Source organism: Stenotrophomonas sp. 278, assembly GCF_003935715.1.
GTDB lineage: Bacteria > Pseudomonadota > Gammaproteobacteria > Xanthomonadales > Xanthomonadaceae > Stenotrophomonas > Stenotrophomonas maltophilia_AH.
In genome coordinates, this window is the sequence record NZ_RHPP01000030.1 from 15,866 (window position 1) to 34,525 (window position 18,660).

The 18,660-nt window shown below is 63.7% G+C and carries 19 protein-coding genes; 7 read left to right on the plus strand and 12 right to left on the minus strand.

Annotation, left to right across the window (positions count from 1 at the left end; genetic code table 11):
• Positions 1-22 precede the first annotated feature (22 nt).
• The 3 genes from EGJ34_RS07385 to EGJ34_RS07395 all read left to right on the plus strand — a co-directional run bounded on the left by EGJ34_RS07385 (position 23) and on the right by EGJ34_RS07395 (position 2,516).
• Positions 23-907: a DMT family transporter gene (locus EGJ34_RS07385; RefSeq protein WP_125359871.1), complete on the plus strand. Its 885-nt coding sequence runs from the start codon at positions 23-25 to the stop codon at positions 905-907.
• 277 nt (positions 908-1,184) lie between these two features.
• Entirely contained in the window at positions 1,185-1,415 is a 231-nt protein-coding gene (locus tag EGJ34_RS07390; RefSeq protein WP_125359852.1) for a hypothetical protein, read from the plus strand.
• A 672-nt stretch (positions 1,416-2,087) separates the two neighbouring features.
• Positions 2,088-2,516 carry an AraC family transcriptional regulator gene (locus EGJ34_RS07395; RefSeq protein ID WP_260476928.1) on the plus strand — a complete coding sequence of 143 codons (429 nt, stop codon included), beginning with the start codon at positions 2,088-2,090 and terminating at the stop codon, positions 2,514-2,516.
• A 122-nt stretch (positions 2,517-2,638) separates the two neighbouring features.
• Here the strand turns inward: EGJ34_RS07395 and EGJ34_RS07400 are convergent, their stop codons facing one another.
• The 5 genes from EGJ34_RS07400 to EGJ34_RS07420 form a co-directional block, all read right to left on the minus strand.
• The gene (locus EGJ34_RS07400) at positions 2,639-4,036 is read right to left on the minus strand and encodes a serine hydrolase domain-containing protein (RefSeq protein WP_125359854.1); all 1,398 of its coding nucleotides are present in this window, start codon (positions 4,034-4,036) and stop codon (positions 2,639-2,641) included.
• 60 nt (positions 4,037-4,096) lie between these two features.
• Complete coding sequence (locus EGJ34_RS07405; RefSeq protein WP_125359855.1) at positions 4,097-5,131, minus strand: aminoglycoside phosphotransferase family protein; 1,035 nt, start codon at positions 5,129-5,131, stop codon at positions 4,097-4,099.
• A gap of 198 nt (positions 5,132-5,329) precedes the next feature.
• Positions 5,330-7,522, minus strand: coding sequence for an ATP-binding protein (locus tag EGJ34_RS07410; protein WP_125359856.1), 2,193 nt, complete (start codon positions 7,520-7,522; stop codon positions 5,330-5,332).
• Complete coding sequence (locus tag EGJ34_RS07415; RefSeq protein WP_125359857.1) at positions 7,519-8,736, minus strand: helix-turn-helix transcriptional regulator; 1,218 nt, start codon at positions 8,734-8,736, stop codon at positions 7,519-7,521. The genes EGJ34_RS07410 and EGJ34_RS07415 overlap by 4 nt, the downstream gene beginning before the upstream one ends.
• Before the next feature lie 90 nt (positions 8,737-8,826).
• Positions 8,827-9,351: a DUF3592 domain-containing protein gene (locus tag EGJ34_RS07420; protein ID WP_125359858.1), complete on the minus strand. Its 525-nt coding sequence runs from the start codon at positions 9,349-9,351 to the stop codon at positions 8,827-8,829.
• Positions 9,352-10,389: 1,038 nt separating this feature from the next.
• Here EGJ34_RS07420 and EGJ34_RS07425 point away from each other — a divergent pair.
• Together EGJ34_RS07425 and EGJ34_RS07430 are read left to right on the plus strand one after the other, a co-directional pair.
• The gene (locus tag EGJ34_RS07425) at positions 10,390-10,659 is read left to right on the plus strand and encodes a hypothetical protein (protein ID WP_125359859.1); all 270 of its coding nucleotides are present in this window, start codon (positions 10,390-10,392) and stop codon (positions 10,657-10,659) included.
• Between the two features lie 92 nt (positions 10,660-10,751).
• A complete protein-coding gene (locus EGJ34_RS07430) occupies positions 10,752-10,946 on the plus strand; it encodes a hypothetical protein (protein ID WP_125359860.1) in 195 nt (64 codons plus the stop codon).
• Positions 10,947-11,330: 384 nt separating this feature from the next.
• On the opposite strand, the gene EGJ34_RS07435 is transcribed toward EGJ34_RS07430, so the two are convergent.
• The 4 genes from EGJ34_RS07435 to EGJ34_RS07450 form a co-directional block, all read right to left on the minus strand.
• Positions 11,331-11,987 carry a nucleotidyl transferase AbiEii/AbiGii toxin family protein gene (locus EGJ34_RS07435; protein WP_125359861.1) on the minus strand — a complete coding sequence of 219 codons (657 nt, stop codon included), beginning with the start codon at positions 11,985-11,987 and terminating at the stop codon, positions 11,331-11,333.
• The gene (locus EGJ34_RS07440; RefSeq protein WP_125359862.1) at positions 11,984-12,475 is read right to left on the minus strand and encodes a helix-turn-helix domain-containing protein; all 492 of its coding nucleotides are present in this window, start codon (positions 12,473-12,475) and stop codon (positions 11,984-11,986) included. The genes EGJ34_RS07435 and EGJ34_RS07440 overlap by 4 nt, the downstream gene beginning before the upstream one ends.
• A gap of 72 nt (positions 12,476-12,547) precedes the next feature.
• Positions 12,548-13,039, minus strand: a complete 492-nt coding sequence (locus EGJ34_RS07445) for a hypothetical protein (RefSeq protein WP_125359863.1) — start codon at positions 13,037-13,039, stop codon at positions 12,548-12,550.
• Between the two features lie 89 nt (positions 13,040-13,128).
• Positions 13,129-13,716, minus strand: a complete 588-nt coding sequence (locus tag EGJ34_RS07450) for a TetR/AcrR family transcriptional regulator (protein WP_125359864.1) — start codon at positions 13,714-13,716, stop codon at positions 13,129-13,131.
• A 109-nt stretch (positions 13,717-13,825) separates the two neighbouring features.
• On the opposite strand from EGJ34_RS07450, the gene EGJ34_RS07455 reads away from it, so the two are divergent.
• Together EGJ34_RS07455 and EGJ34_RS07460 are read left to right on the plus strand one after the other, a co-directional pair.
• Complete coding sequence (locus EGJ34_RS07455) at positions 13,826-14,125, plus strand: type II toxin-antitoxin system Phd/YefM family antitoxin (RefSeq protein WP_125359865.1); 300 nt, start codon at positions 13,826-13,828, stop codon at positions 14,123-14,125.
• Positions 14,126-14,131: 6 nt separating this feature from the next.
• A complete protein-coding gene (locus EGJ34_RS07460; protein ID WP_125359866.1) occupies positions 14,132-14,530 on the plus strand; it encodes a type II toxin-antitoxin system RelE/ParE family toxin in 399 nt (132 codons plus the stop codon).
• 133 nt (positions 14,531-14,663) lie between these two features.
• Here the strand turns inward: EGJ34_RS07460 and guaA are convergent, their stop codons facing one another.
• The 3 genes from guaA to folD form a co-directional block, all read right to left on the minus strand.
• Entirely contained in the window at positions 14,664-16,229 is a 1,566-nt protein-coding gene (guaA, locus tag EGJ34_RS07465; RefSeq protein ID WP_125359867.1) for a glutamine-hydrolyzing GMP synthase, read from the minus strand.
• A gap of 110 nt (positions 16,230-16,339) precedes the next feature.
• On the minus strand, positions 16,340-17,797 hold the full coding sequence (guaB, locus tag EGJ34_RS07470; RefSeq protein ID WP_125359868.1) for an IMP dehydrogenase: 1,458 nt from the start codon (positions 17,795-17,797) through the stop codon (positions 16,340-16,342).
• A 99-nt stretch (positions 17,798-17,896) separates the two neighbouring features.
• Positions 17,897-18,660 (minus strand): bifunctional methylenetetrahydrofolate dehydrogenase/methenyltetrahydrofolate cyclohydrolase FolD (gene folD / locus EGJ34_RS07475; protein ID WP_125359869.1); only part of this gene is annotated, 764 nt, incomplete at its 5' end.

Genomic DNA, 18,660 nt, shown 5'->3' on the forward strand with positions numbered 1-18,660 from the left:
GGTCCTGCCCGCCCCCACCCCCATGCGGGCGGCGCTGTTGATGCTGGGCAGCACGATGGCGTTTGGCCTGATGGCCATCGCCATCCGCTATGCCACCGCGCACGTGCCGACCCAGGAAGTGGCGTTCTTCCGCAATGCGTTTGGATTGGTGGCCCTGCTGCCGATGCTGCTGCGTTCCGGGTCTTCGGTGTTCCGCACTCAACAGCTGCCGCGCTACCTGCTGCGCAGCGTGATCGGGCTGGCCTCCATGCTGTGTGCGTTCTGGGCGATTGGCCATCTGCCAATCTCGCAGGCGATCTCGCTTTCGTATGCCACGCCGTTGTTCGTGACCATCGCCGCCGTGCTTCTCCTGGGCGAAGTGGTACGCGTACGGCGCTGGGCCGCAGTGGTATGCGGCTTCATCGGCGTGCTGATCATCGTGCGACCGGGCGCGGATTCGTTCACGCCCGGCGTACTGGTGGCCGTGCTGGCCGCCCTGTTGAGTTCGCTGGTGGCGATCCAGATCAAGCAGCTCACCCGCGTGGACGGTGCCGACACGGTGGTGCTGTACACCTATGTGTTCTGGGTGCCGCTGTCACTGGTGCCAGCGCTGTTCACCTGGGTGTGGCCGACCGGCATCGCCTGGGTGTGGTTGGCAGCGACCGGCGTGCTGGGCACCGTGGGCCAGCTGCTGTGGACACGGGCATTGCGCCTGGGCGAAGTCTCCGCACTGACTCCGATCAGCTTCATGCAGCTGCCGCTGGTCACCCTGCTGGGCTGGTTGCTGTTCAACGAAACCATCGACCGCTACACCGTGATCGGGGCCAGCATCATCCTCGGTGCCAACGCCTACATCGCCCACCGCGAAGCGGTGCTGGCGCGCCGCGCGGCCTCCAACGCCGCCACCCAGGCCGCCCATCCGGAATAGCGGGGCACCCTGCTTACCCGCGCGATGCTGGGCACCCCCGTAGAGCCACGCCCTGCGTGGCTTCGCGGTACAGACGCGCTGGTGCCCCCTCTCCAGCAACCACCCCAGCAACATGTAATGTCGTTCGCGTCACCGTTGATCTGAGCGGAATCACGCGAAACGGTTGATCAAGGCCAAATAACGTCTTCAGGATCAAACACTTGCAACACCGCGACAGGTTCAGAAGATGGTACTGCGATCGGCACGGCGCATCCCGGTGTAGCATTCCAACATGTGCATGAAGAAGCCTACCTCCAAGAAGGCTACGAAGAAGCCGGTAGCCAAGGCCAGCCGAACGACTACTCGCGCCACGCCGTCTGTAGCAATGGGCTCGGACGTTCTGATACTGGATGACTTTGAGAGCCAGATTCAGAAGTTCTACAGCATGTCCAAGAAGCACGCCGTGGAGGCTGCAAAGAAAGCAGGCATCCTGACGCCAACGGGACGCCTGAGCGGTACCTATAGGTGAGTAATGGCCCATTGGTCGTTGCTTATCATGGGTGCGACATCACAACGCGGGATGCCCTTGTTACGGGGCGGCAGCAACCGAAGATCAGTGCCAACCCCTATGACTGGCTGGGTCCCGGCTTCTACTTGTTCGAGAGTGACCCGGAACGCGCATTGGCCTTCGCGCAGACCGCCGCCGAGAACCCGGAATACAGATTCACCGCACGCCCCATTGTGACGCCGGCCGTAGTTGGCTGCGTCTTCGCAGCACATTCTTGCCTCGACATGACGACCCGCAAGGGCCGCGCGGAGTATACGGTCGCCCATCGGCAGCTGGAACTTGCAGCACGCACAACCGGTGCAAAGATGCCCGTAAACAAACCTGCGTTTGAAGGAGATATCGATGTTCTTCTCCGCGGGCTGGACCGCGCTGTCATAAACATGATCCACGCCAATCGACCGAAAGAGTTCCAAGTCGTACGCGGTGCATTTCGGCAAGGTGCAGAGCTTTCACCCGGCTCAGGCTTTCATAGCAACAGCCACATCCAGCTCGCACTACTCGACCTGGATTGCGTTGTTGGCTGGTTCCTTCCCCGCGGGGCCATCTTATTGAGTAGCGCCCCGCTGCGCGGACGCGCTGGACGCGTCTGTCAGTTCCCATGCGGATCCAGCTCCTCTCCCAACGTACGCAGTTTTGCACGCACCAACTGCAGCGCATCGCTGCCCAACAAGAGATGCGCAGCAGGGCCACTTCGGCCGCATCGGCAAGGCATTGCAGTACCTGCACGCGGCATATGCGCAGCCGTTGACTGTGGCGCAGCTTGCAGATGAGGCCGGCATGAGTGCGCCTTCCTTTTACAGCCATTTCAAAGCTGTAACGTGCGCTTCGCCCATGCAGTACCTGAAGTCCACGCGTTTGCATCAGGCACGTCTGCTGATGGTGCGCGAGGGCATGACCGCTGCGGCTGCCTGTCACGCGGCAGGGTATGAGAGCAATTCGCAGTTCAACCGGGAGTTCAAGCGCTTGTTCGGATTGACGCCTGGGCGGGAGGTGAAGCGCATGCGCGAGGCATTTTCTGTGACGGCTACGCCGGGTGGGTTTGGATTTGTTTCGTCGCATTGATCGCGGTGCGATGACGCGCATGGCGCGTCACTACCGGACGTTGCCTGTTCCCAGCAGGAATGCCAGCAACGCCAGTCCTTAACCAGCAGCATACGCCAGAGCGGCTTCATCGCGGACACCACCTACTCCAGCGGCAGCCGCCGTGTGAGGAAATTGACTGCATTCTCCATCGCGTCAGGATCGTTGTTGCTGAGTCCAATGACCACATACTGCCTGCTCGGGATCACCACGAATGCGGCATTGGCACCCGACGCGCCGCCTTCGTGTCCGAACTGACGTGCGGCACCATTACCGCTGACCATGAACCCGTATCCGTACCACTGCTTGTGATTCTGCGCCGAAGTGGCCTGATCCAGCAGCGCGGTTGAGACCAGTTCACCACGCAACAGCGCGTCACCAAACTGCTGCAGGTCGCCGATCGTGCTGTAGCCGCCACCCGCCGCTGTGCCACGCCAGGGCAACGACGCCGACTCGACCTGCCAACGGCCATCCACCTTCGTGTAGGGTACAACCCGTCCAGCCACAGGGCTGGACTCGGGCTCCGACCCGGTCGAGGTCATGCCCGCCGGGGCGTAGATGTGCTTCTGGATATAGTCGTAATAGGACTCCCCGCTCACCGCCTCGATGATGGCACCCAGGACCACGTAACCATAATTCGAATACCCGTCCTGGGCTCCGGGTGCATGCTCGGGTGCCCGCTTTCCAAAATGCGCGATGTAATCCGAGTGGGTCTTCAGCCTCTGCGAGTAGCTGCTGAAGTCATCGCCGAAGATGTCGCCCAGCCCGCTGGTGTGGTTCAGCAGCTGGCGGATCGTGATCGACTCGGCGATGGCTGGGTCCGGGTAGTCGGGAAGATGGCGACGGATGCTATCGTTCAATGAAAGCTTGCCTTCCCGCACCAGCTGAAGCACGGCCACGGCAGTAAACATCTTGTTCAAAGACGCAATGCGGAATCGCGTCTCCGGCGTGATGGCCAGCGTCGACTGACGATCTGCGAACCCTCCCCACCACTGGTAGAGGACCCTGCCGCGCTCCGAGACAAGCAGCGCACCCGACAACGCATCGGAAACCACCAGTGCATCCAGGCGCTGGTTCGCTTCGGCCCTCAGCTCGCGAAGTGAAAGGCGTTTCGGAAGATATGCGGCTGGGGTCTCTACACCCTCGATCTGGAAGAAGTTCACGTCGCCGGGATCGCTTTCATCCACCTTCACCGTCACCAGCAACGAACGCTCGCTGGCTTCAACACTGACGATGGCTTCGGCAATGCTGGGCGTGCTCGACCTCATTTCCAGCAGCCGCCATGGCCCCATCGAGCTGCGCAGATCGATGTCGCGCTGCGCGCTGTGTTCCATTTTGTAGCTGGCGATTACTGTCTGCAGGCGCTGGAGTTCACCGCTGTTGTAGGCGGACAGCCAGTGGTCGAATATCTGTTGCGGGGTGGGTTCCGGGCGCGCTTCGGCGCTGGATGACGGGGCGCTGATGAGGAGGAACGCCGTGAACAGAATGGCTGCGACCTTCATGCACTACCCTCCTTGGTCTGTGATGTCATCTTGGGCCGCGAAGACGCGCATGGCGCGTCACTACGGGGCTGCGCCGGCCGCGGCCCAGCTGCGGGCGGCGGCGTCTACTACGTTGTTGGGGGCGAACTGGTCCTGCATGTAACGTAATGCCTGCAGCCGCTGGCTGGGCGGACGGGCCGCCGCGCCGGGTTCCAGCAGCAGGTCGTGGAACTCCTGGATGTCGTGCAGGATGCGCCAGTGACGGTAGCAGGCCAGACGGACGGGGTCGAGCGTGACCGGACCGTAGCCTTCGGCAAAGCCCGGCGGGTCATCGCGGCCCCAGCGGCCGCCGACGCCGGCTCCGATGAACATCAGGTCGCACTCGCGCGGGGCGCGCAGCATGCCGTCCCAGTCGATCAGGCACAGACCGCCGTCAGGCCGCAGCAGCACATTGCCCGCGTGCACGTCGCCGTGGCAGAGCACGACGGCGGCGGTTTGACCGGCGAGGCGCGCACGCAGCTGCACGCAGCGCTGCCATACGTCGGCAATCAACGGTCGGTAAAGCCGCCAGGTCTGGCGGTAGCGTTCGGCCAGTTCGTCGGAAATCTGCCACTGGGCGTCACCGCCCTGCAGCCACGCCCCTACCCGCTCCACGGCCGGTTCGTCTTCCAGTTGCGGCTGCGCCAGCGGAGCCAGGAGCGCGGCGGGCACGGAAGCTTCATGCACGCTGCGCAGCACCTGGCCAAGTCGATGCCATTGCTCGCGTGAGAGCGCGGCTTCGAAGCCGGATTGACCTTCAATGTAGGGAAACAGAGTCCACTGCAGGCCATCGGCCAGAACCGCCGGTGCACCGTTGCGGGTGGTCAGCGGGGCGGCCACCTCGCTCAGCTGCAGCTCGGTGCGCAGATATTGGAGGACCTTCCATACCGCGTCCCCCACGGCGTAGCGACGGCACTTCAGCCACCAGCGTGCCCCATCGCGCGCAACGACCTGGTACACGGTGGCACCGGCGTCGGCACCAGCGGGGCGTTGCACCACCTGCTCGGCGTGCACGTCGTAGGCCTGGGCCAGCACGGCAGTGATCTGTGCGACCGATAACTCCTGGGGGTGACGCATGTGTTTCCAATTGAGACGTGCTTGGAAGGACTATCTCAGAAAGGGACAGCGCTGAGTTGGAAGTCCGTCACGATTAGGTCGACGTAGAGCCACGCCCTGCGTGGCTACGCGGTGCTGGACACGCCCCAGCCACGCAGGGCGTGGCTCTACGGGGATCATTGCACCGAGGCTACGCGGAGCGTGATCATTCCAACGCGTTCAGGGGGTTGCCCACGCCTCTAACTCACGCTGCAGCAAGGCCTCCACTTCCTCCCGCTGGAACTGCGTGGCAAACAACGGCACCGCAAACACGTACTGCACGCCTTCGTTCTCACGCCGGATCACGTAGGCCAGCTGCAACCGGGCCAGTGAATGCCGCAGCTGCTCCGGGTCCACCTTCACGCCGGCGGCATCAAAACCCGCCAGCAGTTGCAGCAGCGTAACCCCCTGCGCCCCGCCCGGCCCAAGCTGGGCGCTGGCGATACGGTACACCACGATGCGATCGATCCGGCAGGCTACCGGGTCCGGACTCAACCGTGCCCAGCCGGCCAGTGCATCAAATACCGGCTCCGCGGTGAGCGCGGCATGGAGCTGCGCCGGCTCGATGACGCGCTGTCCGCGCGCCAGCTGGCCAAGCAGGTACTGGCAGACAATCGCGACCAGGTTGGCGCGGCGACCACAGGCAGCGACCAATCGCTGCGGCAGGTCAGGGTTGGCGAAGTGCACGCCCAGCCGCCCCATCGGTTCCGTAGCCAGTGCCCGGCAGGCGGCCTCTTCCAGTCCGCCAATGTGGATCACCTCACCGAAGTTGCGCAGCGGTGAGGCGAAGTCCAGCGTCACCGCTTCATACAGATCCCAGAACCCAGCCAGCATGAAGTGGCAGCGGCCTTCCTCGCTGAGTGCGCGCAGCGCGGCCAGCTGCGGGTAATCATTACCCGCCTCGGCGCGCAGGAACAGATCGGTCTCGTCGATCAGCAGCAGCACGCTGCGGCCCTGCGCGCGTTCGGACATCGCAGCCACACAGGCGTCGATGCCGCTGTCTTCGGCCAAGCCCAGTTCCAGCGCCAGGCGCGGGGTCAGGCGGTGATCGCGCAGCGCGACGTACTGGCAGTGCACGCGTGGGTGGCCGTCGAAACGACGCTCAATCGCCTTCATCAAGCTGGTCTTGCCCAACTGTCTCCCGCCGACCAGCAGGTAGTTGCCTGGCTCGCGATTGAGCACACGCGCCAGCAGTGACTCGCGGCCGAAGAACGCCGTCGGCCGGGTGATGCCGCCGTGGGTCTGATACGGTGAGATGCGGGTCACCTTGAGCTGCCGCGCCAGCAGCGCAACCAACGTCTCCTGCGCGCCCGGCTGCAGCAGCCAGCGGGTCTGGGTGACCTGGTCCAGGCACACGCACAGGTTGGCCGGGTCGTCGGCGTACTGCATCAGCGCCGGTTCGACCGACGTTGACGGGCTGACCACCAGCACCACGTCCTGTCCGTTGGGCAGATTGCGCAGCTGCTGCACGATCGACTCGCCGCTCAGTTCGGGGTCGGGCAGGTACAGCCACAGCTTCTCCAGCGCGATCGGCAGCGTGTCCGGCAGCGTCCACTCGCGCACGATGCCGTTCAACGGCCAGTCGCGCGTCGCCGCGTCCACCGCACCAATACGTGCCGCCAGCTGTATGGCACGCGTGCTGGGCGTGGCCTGTACATGGCGCAGGGCATCGCGCCAACGCGTGCTGGCGATTCCCGCCCGCTGCAGCACCTGGTCGCGCAGGCGCAGCCAGCCCAGCTGGCGGTCGAAGGTGGGCAGGCGCTGCAGCGGATGGTCGAGCAGCGTCCGCGGCTCGCGCGCGACGTCTGCCACTTCCGGACGCAGTCGCCACCAGACCACGCCGAGGCCGACCAGAGCCAGGACACTCAGCACCAGAATCAGCGTCAGCCACTGTCCCGCCGTCCACGGCTTGTTGCTGCGGCAGTCCATGGCCAGCCAGCGTTGGGGCGGCGAGGGCTCGCCCGGTTGGCAGGTCCAGCGCTCGGTGCGCGGATCGAGCGTGTGTTCCAGCACCGTGCCGCGCAGTCCGCTGTTCTCCGGGAAACGGTTGCTGAAACGCAGGCGCAGCACGAACGGCGCGGGCAGCTCTGCCTCCAGCGTGGCTTCGGCCGGGTCGTGCACGCCGGGCACCTTCACCTGTTGCGGCCATTGCCCGTCCATCAGCCATCGGCCGTGCGCCTCTTCGCGCAGAAGCGTGGTGTCGATGCGCGCGGACTGCATCAGCATCATGCTTTCGCCGTCGTGCTTCACATTCCACAGCACCCACGGGTTGATCCACGGGGCAACGAACAGCGTGCCGAAGAAGCCGACGAACGCGATGACCAGCGCCAGGCGCACCCAGCGCCAGGCGCTCCATCCCTCAATAGCGATCATGCCGGTTGGGCCTCCAGCCCTTCGTTGACCTGCTGCACGGCCAAACGGATCGCTTCGCAGCGCCATTCCAACCAGGCTCCGTCGGCGTGGCTGCGTGCGGCCAACAGGTTTTCCCAGTACAGCTGCCGCAGCAGCGGATCCATCAGATACGGGCGTGCGGGGGCGATGCGTTCGCGCGGCAGCCAGCCATTGACCGTCGCGCGGGCACCGGGCTCGCGCAGAATCGGCAGCAACGCTTCCCACAGACGCGGATGCGTCGAAAGGGTCTGGTCGAGCGCGGCATCGTCCAGGCCATCACTCCCCTGCCCGGCCAACAGGTTCAATGCGGCCTGGGCCAGCAGCGGGTGCCCACCGGATACGTGCAGTGCGCGTTGCAGAATCGGGTCCGAAAGGCCCGTTGCGTGCCGCTGCAGATCGTTCACACACAGCTCGGGCCAGCTCTCGGTAGCCGCAATGTTGAGCAGCGAAAGATCGCCGCCCTGGTACTTCAGATCGGCCAGCGCCGCACCGCCACAGATCAGCAGGTGCAGCTTGCCGCTATGCATTTCGCTCAGGCTGCGCAGAATGCCGGCCAGCACGTCGCGCGGACCGGCTGCGCCCTGTTCAAAGCGGCTGACCAGACAGAACGACGGACCCGGCTGCTGCAGCCTGCGCGCCAGTGCGACTTCAAAGCCGGCATCGGAGCTCACGCCTTCCAGCCCGCACTGCGCGGCCAGCAGTGCAAAGTAATCCTCGTCGCCCTCACCAGCACGGAACGGCGGCTGCAGGTGCAGAACACGGTCCTGGCCGTATCGGCGCGCCGCCTCGGCCAGCATGGCCGCACGTTCCGGCGGCTGGCCCCAATGCGCCTGGGTGAGCAGCAGCGCCACGGGGTACGGGCGCAGCTGTTGCAGGCGGTCGAACAACGCGGTGACCGCCGCCGGTACTGTGAGCGGCGGCGGCGACTGCGCGGGTTCGTCCGCACCTTCCGCCGGGTACTCCGGCTCGAATCCGGCCGACTGCAGCAGTGCGTTGCACTCGGCTTCGGTCAGGCGCAGGTAGTTCGCGCAGGCCAGCACCCGGTCACGGTGGCGGCGGCTGGGGCGCGAGGTGCCCGCGCGCCAGTTGTTGACCGCCTCGCGGCTGATGCCGATTTCGCTGGCCACACCGCCTGCACTGGCCCGGATCCGCCGCATGTGGCGGGACAACAGGTCCGAAAACTCCGGAACGGGCATGCAGAAAGACCAGAAGGGTGAAGGTGTGCCCACCCTACCGTGGCCGGAAACCGTGTCAACCATCATCGCGCGGGCCTCGTGCTGCCTGGATCAGGCGGCCGGCAGGGCCGGCTCCCTGGGCACGATCAGCTTGCGGGTCAGCAGCAGGTGGACCACGAAGGCCAGGATCGCCAGCATGCCCAGCGCCACGCACAGCCGGCCCAGCACCGCGCCCAGGCCCTGCATGCCCTGCAGGCGGTCAGCGCGTTCGAAGTTGGCCGGGTTGCTGCGGGCGTAGGCGATCTGCACCTGGGCGTCTTCTTCCAGGTACTTGTCCGCGCTGTCTTCGGCGGTCATGAACCCCCCCTTGTACGGCACGCCGTTGGCTTCGAAGGTGTAGCTGAAGTGGTACTTCAGTGTGGTGCGGCCCTTGCGGCGGCTTTCCTCGATGTTGTCCAGCTTCACCGGGGCCTGCACCATCACCGCATCCTTGAGGATCGCCTGGGCCTGGTTGTGGCCGCTGATCGCCGAGGTGACGAAGACGGCGACCGCGATGAGGTAACCAACGATGCAGACCCAGCGCGAAACGCGGACGAAGCGGGTGTGGGAGGCGGCTGAAAATGGAATGCTGATCATGTGGTTCCCCAGGTGGATTCAAGGCCGGCGGCGGTGTGCTGCGGCGGTGGGGAAAGTGTGGGGATCGGGGCGCTGGGCTTGAATCCGTAGCCTGTCAACTTGGCGGGATGGGCGGTTGACGATGCGTCAAGTTGGGGTGCGCGGGTCGCGTCGGCCCAATGTCATTCGCGGGATTCACTGTGCTCGGGATGCCCTGAATGCCTTGTGTGGCCTGAATGCCTTGAACGCCTTGAACGCCTTGGGCGGCTCGGATCGCTCGGATCGCTCGCACGATCGCGATATATGGGACCGGTAGGGTCGGTCGAAAGACGACCGCCGTGAACGCAGCACCAACCGGTAACGCATGACAAAAAACGAAACCGCACTTCAATGAACATGTGATCGCGGTATCAGATTGAATCCTTTGCAACTGGTTGCAGATCGCCTTTTCGCCACTGATCATTCGTCACCGGGCGCTGTGAGCTTCACTGCGGTCGTCTATCGACCGACCCTACCGCGCCTCGCGCATCTCACGCATCTCGCGCAGCCGTCGCGTCACGCGCATCTCTCGCATTTCTTGCATACAGCGGACACCACCTGCGCCCGGAACTCCGCGGAGGTCGCGCAATGCGGCTGCATCGGTCACTGTGACGTTTTCGGACACTGAGGGAAGAACAAGCACTGCAACAAATTGCAAAACGCTTGAATCTCCGCACGTCCATTTTCGACGTCACAGTGTCGCTTCTTCAGCGTTTCGCCCATTTATGGAACCGCAATCACAAGAATTCCGCGCCGTTTGCGACGTTCGCTCAGCAATGTCAACGCAACTTAGGAATTGTCAGAAAACAAGGGGCTTTTCTTTCAACGCGAACCTGCGCATTGTTCGCCGCGAGTGTCGAAGCTCAAAGGTGGAAATACTGTTGTACGTCCCTGGTCGGGAGGGTGGCTAATACAACACCCTCAAACGGGGGAAATACGCCCACCACTGCCACCGTGGCTTCGAACCTCCCGACCCCCTCGCCTTTCCGGCGAGGGGATTTCCCCGATGGAGGCCTTTCCATGCCGAAGCTCTGGGCCTTTGTGCCCAATCTGCAGCACTTCCCTACTCCGCTTTGCCCGCATTGCGATGAGAGCGCGTCACGTTCCGTTGATCGCGACACGCCCCCTCCGTTACTCAGAAGCAGCGCCGCACGACTGACTGTCGAGGCGTCAGCGACGTCCGTGTTGATCACGGTAGAGGGCGCGCTCGAGCGTTTGAGCACGATCTCGGCCAGAGGATTGCAGACGGAAATCTGCTTCGCCGACAGCGAGATGGAAACCACGCGCTGATCAGCGAGGCGTATCGATGCGCCTCGCTCGAGAATCACCTGACCCCATGTAATCCCGGGCGCACGCGTTGCGCCCGGGCGAGGATTGGAACGATGACCCAACTGGATCTACTGGAAGAATTCCAGGACGCCGTGCTGGCCGAAGGACACACCGTGGCCTACGTGTGGCGCGACCTGATGGAGATGTACGTGGAACTGCACCTGGACCCCATCTCCGCCGAAGCCATCCGCGAGTTCGGATTGACCAAGTGCGCCGCCGCCTGGTCCCTCTGCCCCAACCACCCGTAGCGACGCGCCACGCGCGTCGAAAACCCGGCACGTTCGACGACCCCGACGCGCCGACCAACCGGTAGGGTCGCTCGACAGACGACCGTCCGCAGCCTGAGTTGCAGCGCGGTGTGGAGCAACTGCAGACGCAGAACCAGCAGCAGTCGTTGGATCAGCAGCGGCAGCAGAGTGAGGAGCAGCAGCGGTCGGCCAGCAAGTCTGCGGCGATGTCGATGTGAGGAACGGGTAGCGCCGGCCGTTGGCCGGCGTTGCCGTTTCGGTTTAGGTCAGGCGTTAAAGAACGTTGAGGGGTTCACGGCGGTCGTCTATCGACCGACCCTACTCCTTCGTCGTGCTCTACGAAGCGCGCGCCGACCATCCTGTTATGGGCGGCACGCAGGCAAGCTAAAGATCACCCAGGAACGCGTCGACCTGGGCAACGCAATGCTCGAAACTTGGCGCGTAATCCAGAACCGCGATGGCATCAAACGCCGCGCGCACGCTGGCATGTGGCGCGTGCATCTGCGACAGGAACGCCTCGCGATGGCGCAGGAGAAACGGCGTCGCAGCAAGAAGCTGTTGAGGCTCACGCTCGATCACAAGTGCGAAGTCGAAGAGATCGCGCGCCGTCAGCCTGTCACCACGGTGGTACATCTTCTTGGCGATGATTTCGGGCGCAGTCTCCACCTTCACCGATCGACCGCAGATCTCCCACGTGTCCCAAGCGTCATCGAGCAGATTGGGGGCGGCAACGAAGTCTACCTCGCCCTCCTCGAATTGAAGTTTGACAAAAGAGCCTGGTTGCTCTGTGTAGTCCTGAGTCAGGTCTGCTGCCGCATCACTCAAACGAGGCGTGACAAAGCCGAGATACTGGGGGTCGGGCACGAAGATGTCGATGTCCTTGCTCAACCGATGGTTGTAGCGAAACATCAACACGGTTCCTCCGCCCAGTGTCCAGAACGGATCCGCAATGCCGCCATATGTGCTGATCTCGTCAATCAACTGCAGTGCCCTTGGGAACAGCTTCTCCCAAGGGCCATCGGGCAGGACTCCGGGCTTCATGCCCACAGCACTCGGCGATGCACGGACAAGGAACGGGCCAGCTTCGCCACGTTTCGCCAGATCTTTCTGGGTGGCAGCTGCGCATGCGAGGCCGCCTCTTCCACAGCCATTACGACAACTGGCACGGGTGCCTCGTCGAGCAGATATGTCACATGGGGAGCAAATGGAGCGGGCACTTCGCCACTTACCAATGCCTCCTCCAGCGCCTCAGGCCTCAGTTCACTTGCGTAGCTGACACTGGCCGTCTTGGCCGCCATCCAGAGGCCGCGCTTCTTACGGCGCGCCTGCGTATCCAGCTTGGGGCTGTCCAGGCCCAGCACGGCCGCTATCTGCCCAACCCGGTTTACCCCCAGGTCGCTCAGGGTGCCATTCTCCAACCCAACCAAGGTCTGTCGCGACAACCCGCTCAGATGCGCGAGCTTCACCTGGGACAGACCCAACTCGGAACGCCGGGTCCGGACGGCATTTCCTATGTCGATAAGGTTCATAAGCAGCACAAACCCCGTTGGTGTCCAATATATTGGTCACCTTATACCCGGAGATCCTTGCCTGCAAGGGTGCTATTTGGCATTGCCGGCACGGATACGCCAGCACTGCGCGGCAAAACCCACCAGGAAAACCACGAAGCACCCCAGCAACGCGTGCAGTACCACGGGTGCCATCGGGGCAGCGGCGATGGGATGCGAGATGGGCAAGCGTGTCAGAGTTTCATTGGTGCCGGGCACCAGTGACAACAGGAAACTGAAAGACAGCGCGAACGTGGACAGGTACGGCGCGAGTTTACCCAGCCAGCGCAACCGTGTCGCAAGTACACCGCCGAATGCGATCAGCAGGACGATCACGCCGAACGCGTGCCCTAGATTGAGTCCGCCGGTACTCGAAACAGTGAGGGACGACAGCACCGAAAGCACCAAGCCGCTGAGATATACCTTGCCAGAGCGTGTAGCTGGATCGATCGCGCGATGGCGGACGAATCCGTACGCGCCGGCGACCAGGGGGATCAGGCTGAGCGCGGTGTGCAGTACGCCGAGGGCAGAAAGTGGGTGAGTCATCGGAATCTCCAGTTGCCTGCAATAAACCTACTAGTAGGTAGGTCCGTCATTTGTAGAAAAGGCCCGCCAATGGCAGGCCCGTCGTGGCTTCAGTTTGCTGGGGTCAAACGCGCGATCTGGAGCTTTGCCAGCGCTGCAAAGGTGTTGGCGTCGCCAAAGCCACGTGCCGCCAGCATGGCACCATGGACAGCGGACATGAACGCCTTGGCCTCGTCTTCCGGGCTCCCCTGCAGCAGCAGTTGGCCCTGCGCCGCACCCTTCTCCAAGGTCAGCGCCAGCCACCCGGTCAGGTCCTCGAAATGCCCACGCACCTCGGTGGCGATCTCCGGTGGAATCAGCGGAAGTTCTGCAGCCAGCATCGCGCAGATGCAGAACGAGGACGTGCCGCCAGCTATGCAAGCTGACCAGTAGTCGACGTACGCCTGCAGTTCGCGCAGGGGATCAGCCAGCTGGCGATCAAGCAGGGCCAGGCCATCACGCGCTTCGGCGCGATACAGCACCACGACCGTGCGTACCAGTTCGGCCTTGCTGGGGAAGTGGTGGTGGATGCTGGCCTTGCTGATGGCGACCCGCTCGGCGATGTCCGCATAGCTGAAGCCGTTGTAGCCACCGGCCGCAAGCAGAGCACGAGCGTGGCTGACGATTTCGGTCGCTTTGGGGGAGAGTTCGGACTGCATGGCACTCATTCTACTAGTAGGTAGTCTGTGGGTCAATACCGACACTCCGACTCGACACAACGCGCTTATTGCGTACACAATTCCGCACACATTCCATTCGGTGAGCGGTATGGCCATCTCAGCACGTGATGTCGTCTCGTTATCCCAGGCCCGGGCGAACCTCTCGGAGCTGGCTGAACAAGTGAAAGCCGGCGCAGAAAAAATTGTGACCAAGAATGGAGAAAGCTACGTGGCCATCATCGATGCGCAGCGCCTGGACTATTACCACCAATTGGAGCGGGAACGCATCCATCTCCTGCTCCTCGAAGACGCAAGCAGAGGTCTGGACGATGTGGCGGCAGGCAACGTGGAAGATGCCCTCCCCGCCCTTGAGGCCATCAAGCGGCGGCGCGCTGAATCCAAGAGGTGACCGGCGTTGAACGTTGCGAAAGATGGATGCATCGTCAGGATCACCGCCAACTTCAAGCGAAATCTTCGTGGCATCGAGGACTTTCTTGACGCGAATGAAGCGTTGGCTGGGTTCGACGCATTGCTTGAAGAACTCATCGCTACTGTCATACCGAATCTTCGGCTTTTCCCCGCCATGGGACGCACCTTGCTGGATGTCCCAGCCCGCTCGGTAGAGGCAATACAGGCAGCGTCTCGATTGAGAGGACGCGCGACCCCGGTATTGGAACACGGCTCAGTGCGCGAGTACCTGATGGCTGACTACGTGATGCTGTATGCCTGTATGGATGGTGAGGTGCAGCTTCTTTCCATTCGTCATCATAAAAAGCTGTCGTTCGACGTTGCCGGTCATTGGGTTGGCCGCTGACCGTCGGCACCGTTTCGTTTCAGGTCATGCGTTACAGAACGTTGAGAGGTTCACGGCGGTCGTCTGTCGACCGACCCTACCCCTCCGAAACAACAAGGGCACCTTTCGGTGCCCTTGTCATTCAACAGCAGGATTATTCCCACTCGATCGTCGCTGGCGGCTTGCCGGAGATGTCGTAGACAACGCGGGAAACGCCGCGCAGTTCGTTGATGATGCGGTTGCTCACGGTGCCAAGGAAGTCGTACGGCAGGTGCGCCCAATGCGCGGTCATGAAGTCGATGGTTTCCACCGCGCGCAGTGCGATCACCCACTCGTAGGCGCGTGCGTCGCCGACCACGCCGACCGACTTCACTGGCAGGAACACGGCGAAGGCCTGGCTGGTCTTGTCGTACAGGTCGGCCTTGCGCAGTTCGTCGATGAAGATGGCATCGGCCTTGGCCAGCAGCTCGGCGTACTCACGCTTCACTTCGCCAAGGATGCGCACGCCCAGGCCCGGGCCCGGGAACGGGTGGCGATAGACCATGCTGCGCGGCAGGCCGAGTTCGACGCCGAGGCGACGCACTTCGTCCTTGAACAGCTCGCGCAGCGGTTCCACCAGGCCCAGCTTCATGTGTTCCGGCAGGCCGCCCACGTTGTGGTGGCTCTTGATGACATGGGCCTTGCCGGTCTTGCTGCCGGCCGACTCGATCACGTCCGGGTAGATGGTGCCCTGCGCCAGCCACTTCGCGTTGCTGAGCTTGTTGGACTCTTCGTCGAAGATGTCGACGAACAGGTTGCCGATGATCTTGCGCTTGGCTTCCGGATCGCTGACCCCTTCCAGCTTGGCGAAATAACGATCAGCCGCGTTGACGCGGATCACCTTGACGCCCATGTGCTCGGCGAACATCGCCATCACCTGGTCGCCTTCCTGCCAGCGCAGCAGGCCAGTGTCGACGAACACGCAGGTGAGCTTGTCACCAATCGCCTTGTGCAGCAGCGCCGCGACGACCGACGAGTCGACGCCACCGGACAGGCCGAGGATCACTTCGTCATCGCCGACCTGCTCGCGCACGCGGGCGATCTGGTCTTCGATGATGTTGGCGGCGGTCCACAGGGTCTGGCAGCCGCACACGTCAACCACGAAGCGACGCAGCAGGGTCTGGCCCTGCAGGGTATGGGTCACTTCCGGGTGGAACTGCACGCCGTACCAGCGCTTTTCCTCGTTGGCCATGGCGGCAACGGGAATACGGTCGGTGGTGGCGGTGATGGTGAAGCCCGGGGGAGCCTGGGAGACGTGGTCGCCGTGGCTCATCCACACGTTAAGACGCGGCTCGCCGCCGTGGTCGCTCAGGCCGGAGAACAGCGCATCCGGATTGATCACGTTGACTTCGGCATGACCGAATTCGCGCTGGTCAGCAGCTTCGGTCGCACCACCCAGCTGTGCGGCCAGAGTCTGCATGCCGTAGCAGATGCCGAAGATCGGCAGACCGCTGTCGAACACTTCCTGCGGCGCGGCAGGCGCGCCAGGCAGGGTGGTCGATTCCGGGCCACCGGAGAGGATGATGCCCTTGGCACCGAAAGCGGCGATTTCAGCCGGGTCGTGGTCCCATGCCCAGATTTCGCAGTACACGCCGATCTCGCGGATGCGGCGGGCGATCAGCTGGGTGTACTGCGCGCCGAAATCGAGGATGAGGATCTTGTCGTTATGGATGTTGGTCATGACGCCCGGCAATGCAGTGGTGAATACGAAAAGCGATGTGTGCAACAGATGGCGGATAGAGAAAGAGGAACGGGAAGTGGCTTCCTCGTTCCTCTTTGCTCACCGGCGCATCAGGCGCGGTAGTTCGGCGGTTCTTTGGTGATCTGCACGTCGTGGACGTGGCTCTCACGCTGCCCTGCCCCGCTGATCTTGACGAACTTGGGCTGGGTGCGCATTTCGTCGACGGTGGCACAACCCACATAGCCCATGGTGGCGCGCAGGCCGCCCATCAGCTGGTGGATGATTCCGCCGACCGGACCACGGTACGGCACGCGACCTTCGATGCCCTCCGGCACCAGCTTGTCGGCGCTGGACGAATCCTGGAAGTAACGGTCCTTGGACCCCTTTTCCATCGCGGCCAGCGAACCCATGCCACGGTAGCTCTTGTACGAGCGACCCTGGAACAGTTCGGTCTCACCCGGCGATTCCTCGGTACCGGCCAGCAGGCCACCGACCATGATGGTCGAGGCACCGGCGGCCAGCGCCTTGCCGATGTCGCCGGAGTAGCGGATGCCACCGTCGGCGATGAGCGGGATGCGGTCCTGCAGGGCTTCAGCGACGAGGTCGATGGCGGTGACCTGCGGCACGCCGACGCCGGCGACGACGCGGGTGGTGCAGATCGAACCGGGGCCAATGCCGACCTTGACTGCGTCTGCGCCGCTGTCCAGCAACGCCAGCGCGGCTTCGCCGGTGCAGATGTTGCCACCGATGACCTGCACCTGCGGGAAGTTCTTCTTGACCCAGCTGACGCGGTCCAGCACGCCCTGCGAGTGGCCGTGCGCGGTGTCGACCACAATCACGTCCACGCCCGCCGCCACCAGCGCTTCGACGCGGCGGTCGGTGTCACCACCGACGCCAACGGCCGCGCCGACCAGCAGGCGGGTGGCGATATCCTTGGCGGCGTTCGGGTAGTCGGTGTTCTTCTGGATGTCCTTGACCGTGATCAGGCCACGCAGTTCGAAGGCATCGTTGACCACCAGCACCTTTTCGATGCGGTTGCGGTGCAGCAGCTGCAGCACTTCGTCCGAGGCAGCGCCTTCCTTGACCGTGACCAGGCGGTCCTTCTTGGTCATGATGTGGCGGACCGGATCGTCCAGTTCGGTTTCAAAGCGCATGTCGCGGTGGGTGACGATGCCGGCCAGCAGGCCGTCGCTGCCCACCACCGGCACGCCGGAGATGTTGTGCGCGCGGGTCAGTGCCAGCACGTCACGGATGGTGGTTTCCGGGCCGACCGTGACCGGTTCCCGGATGACACCGGCCTCGAACTTCTTGACCTTGGCCACTTCGGCGGCCTGCTGTTCAAGCGTGAGGTTCTTATGGATGATGCCCATGCCGCCGAGCTGGGCCATGGCGATGGCCAGGCGTGCTTCGGTGACGGTGTCCATGGCGGCCGAGAGGATCGGCAGTTTCAGCTTCAGGTCGCGCGTCAGGCGCGTTTCCAGGCTGACGTCCTTGGGCAGGATCGTGGAATGAGCGGGGACGAGCGAGACGTCGTCGTAAGTGAGTGCTTCAGCCTGGATGCGCAGCATCGGCATACCCGAGATGTGGGGAAGCGCGACATTTTACCCTGATTTGCCCCCGATGGGCAGGGGGCGGATGCGACGCTGTGTCGCGTCCGCCCACACCATTCAGGCGGCCGCTTCGGCGGCCTCGATGGTGTTCTGCATCAGGGTGGCCACGGTCATCGGCCCTACCCCGCCCGGGACCGGGGTGATCCAGCTGGCGCGCTCGGCGGCGGCCTCGAAACCAACGTCGCCGACCAGACGGCCGTCGTCCAGGCGATTGATGCCGACGTCGATCACCACCGCGCCCGGCTTCACCCATTCACCCGGCACGATGCCCGGGCGGCCAACCGCCACCACCAGGATGTCGGCGTTGCGCACGGCCTGTTCCAGCACGTCCTTGGGGGTGAACTTGTGGCAGCTGGTCACGGTGCAGCCGGCGATCAGCAGCTCCAGGCCCATGGGGCGGCCCACATGGTTGCTGACGCCGACGATGGTGGCGTTGCGGCCGCGCACGGGCTGGTCGGTGTGGCCCAGCAGCGTGGTGATGCCACGCGGAGTGCACGGGCGCAGGCCGAATTCACGCAGGGCGAGATGGCCGACGTTTTCCGGGTGGAAGCCGTCGACGTCCTTGCGCGGGTCAATGCGGTGGATCAGGCGGCTGGCGTCGGGAATGCCCGGCAGCGGCAGCTGGACCAGAATGCCGTGGATCTTGGGGTCGGTATTGAGCTGGTCGATCAGGGTCAGCAGCTGCGCTTCGGTGGTGCCGGCCGGCAGGTCGTAGTCAAAGGCCTCGATACCCACCTTTTCCGCCGCACGGCGCTTGTTGCGCACGTACACGGTCGAGGCCGGGTCGCCGCCCACCAGCACCACGGCCAGCCCCGGGCGGC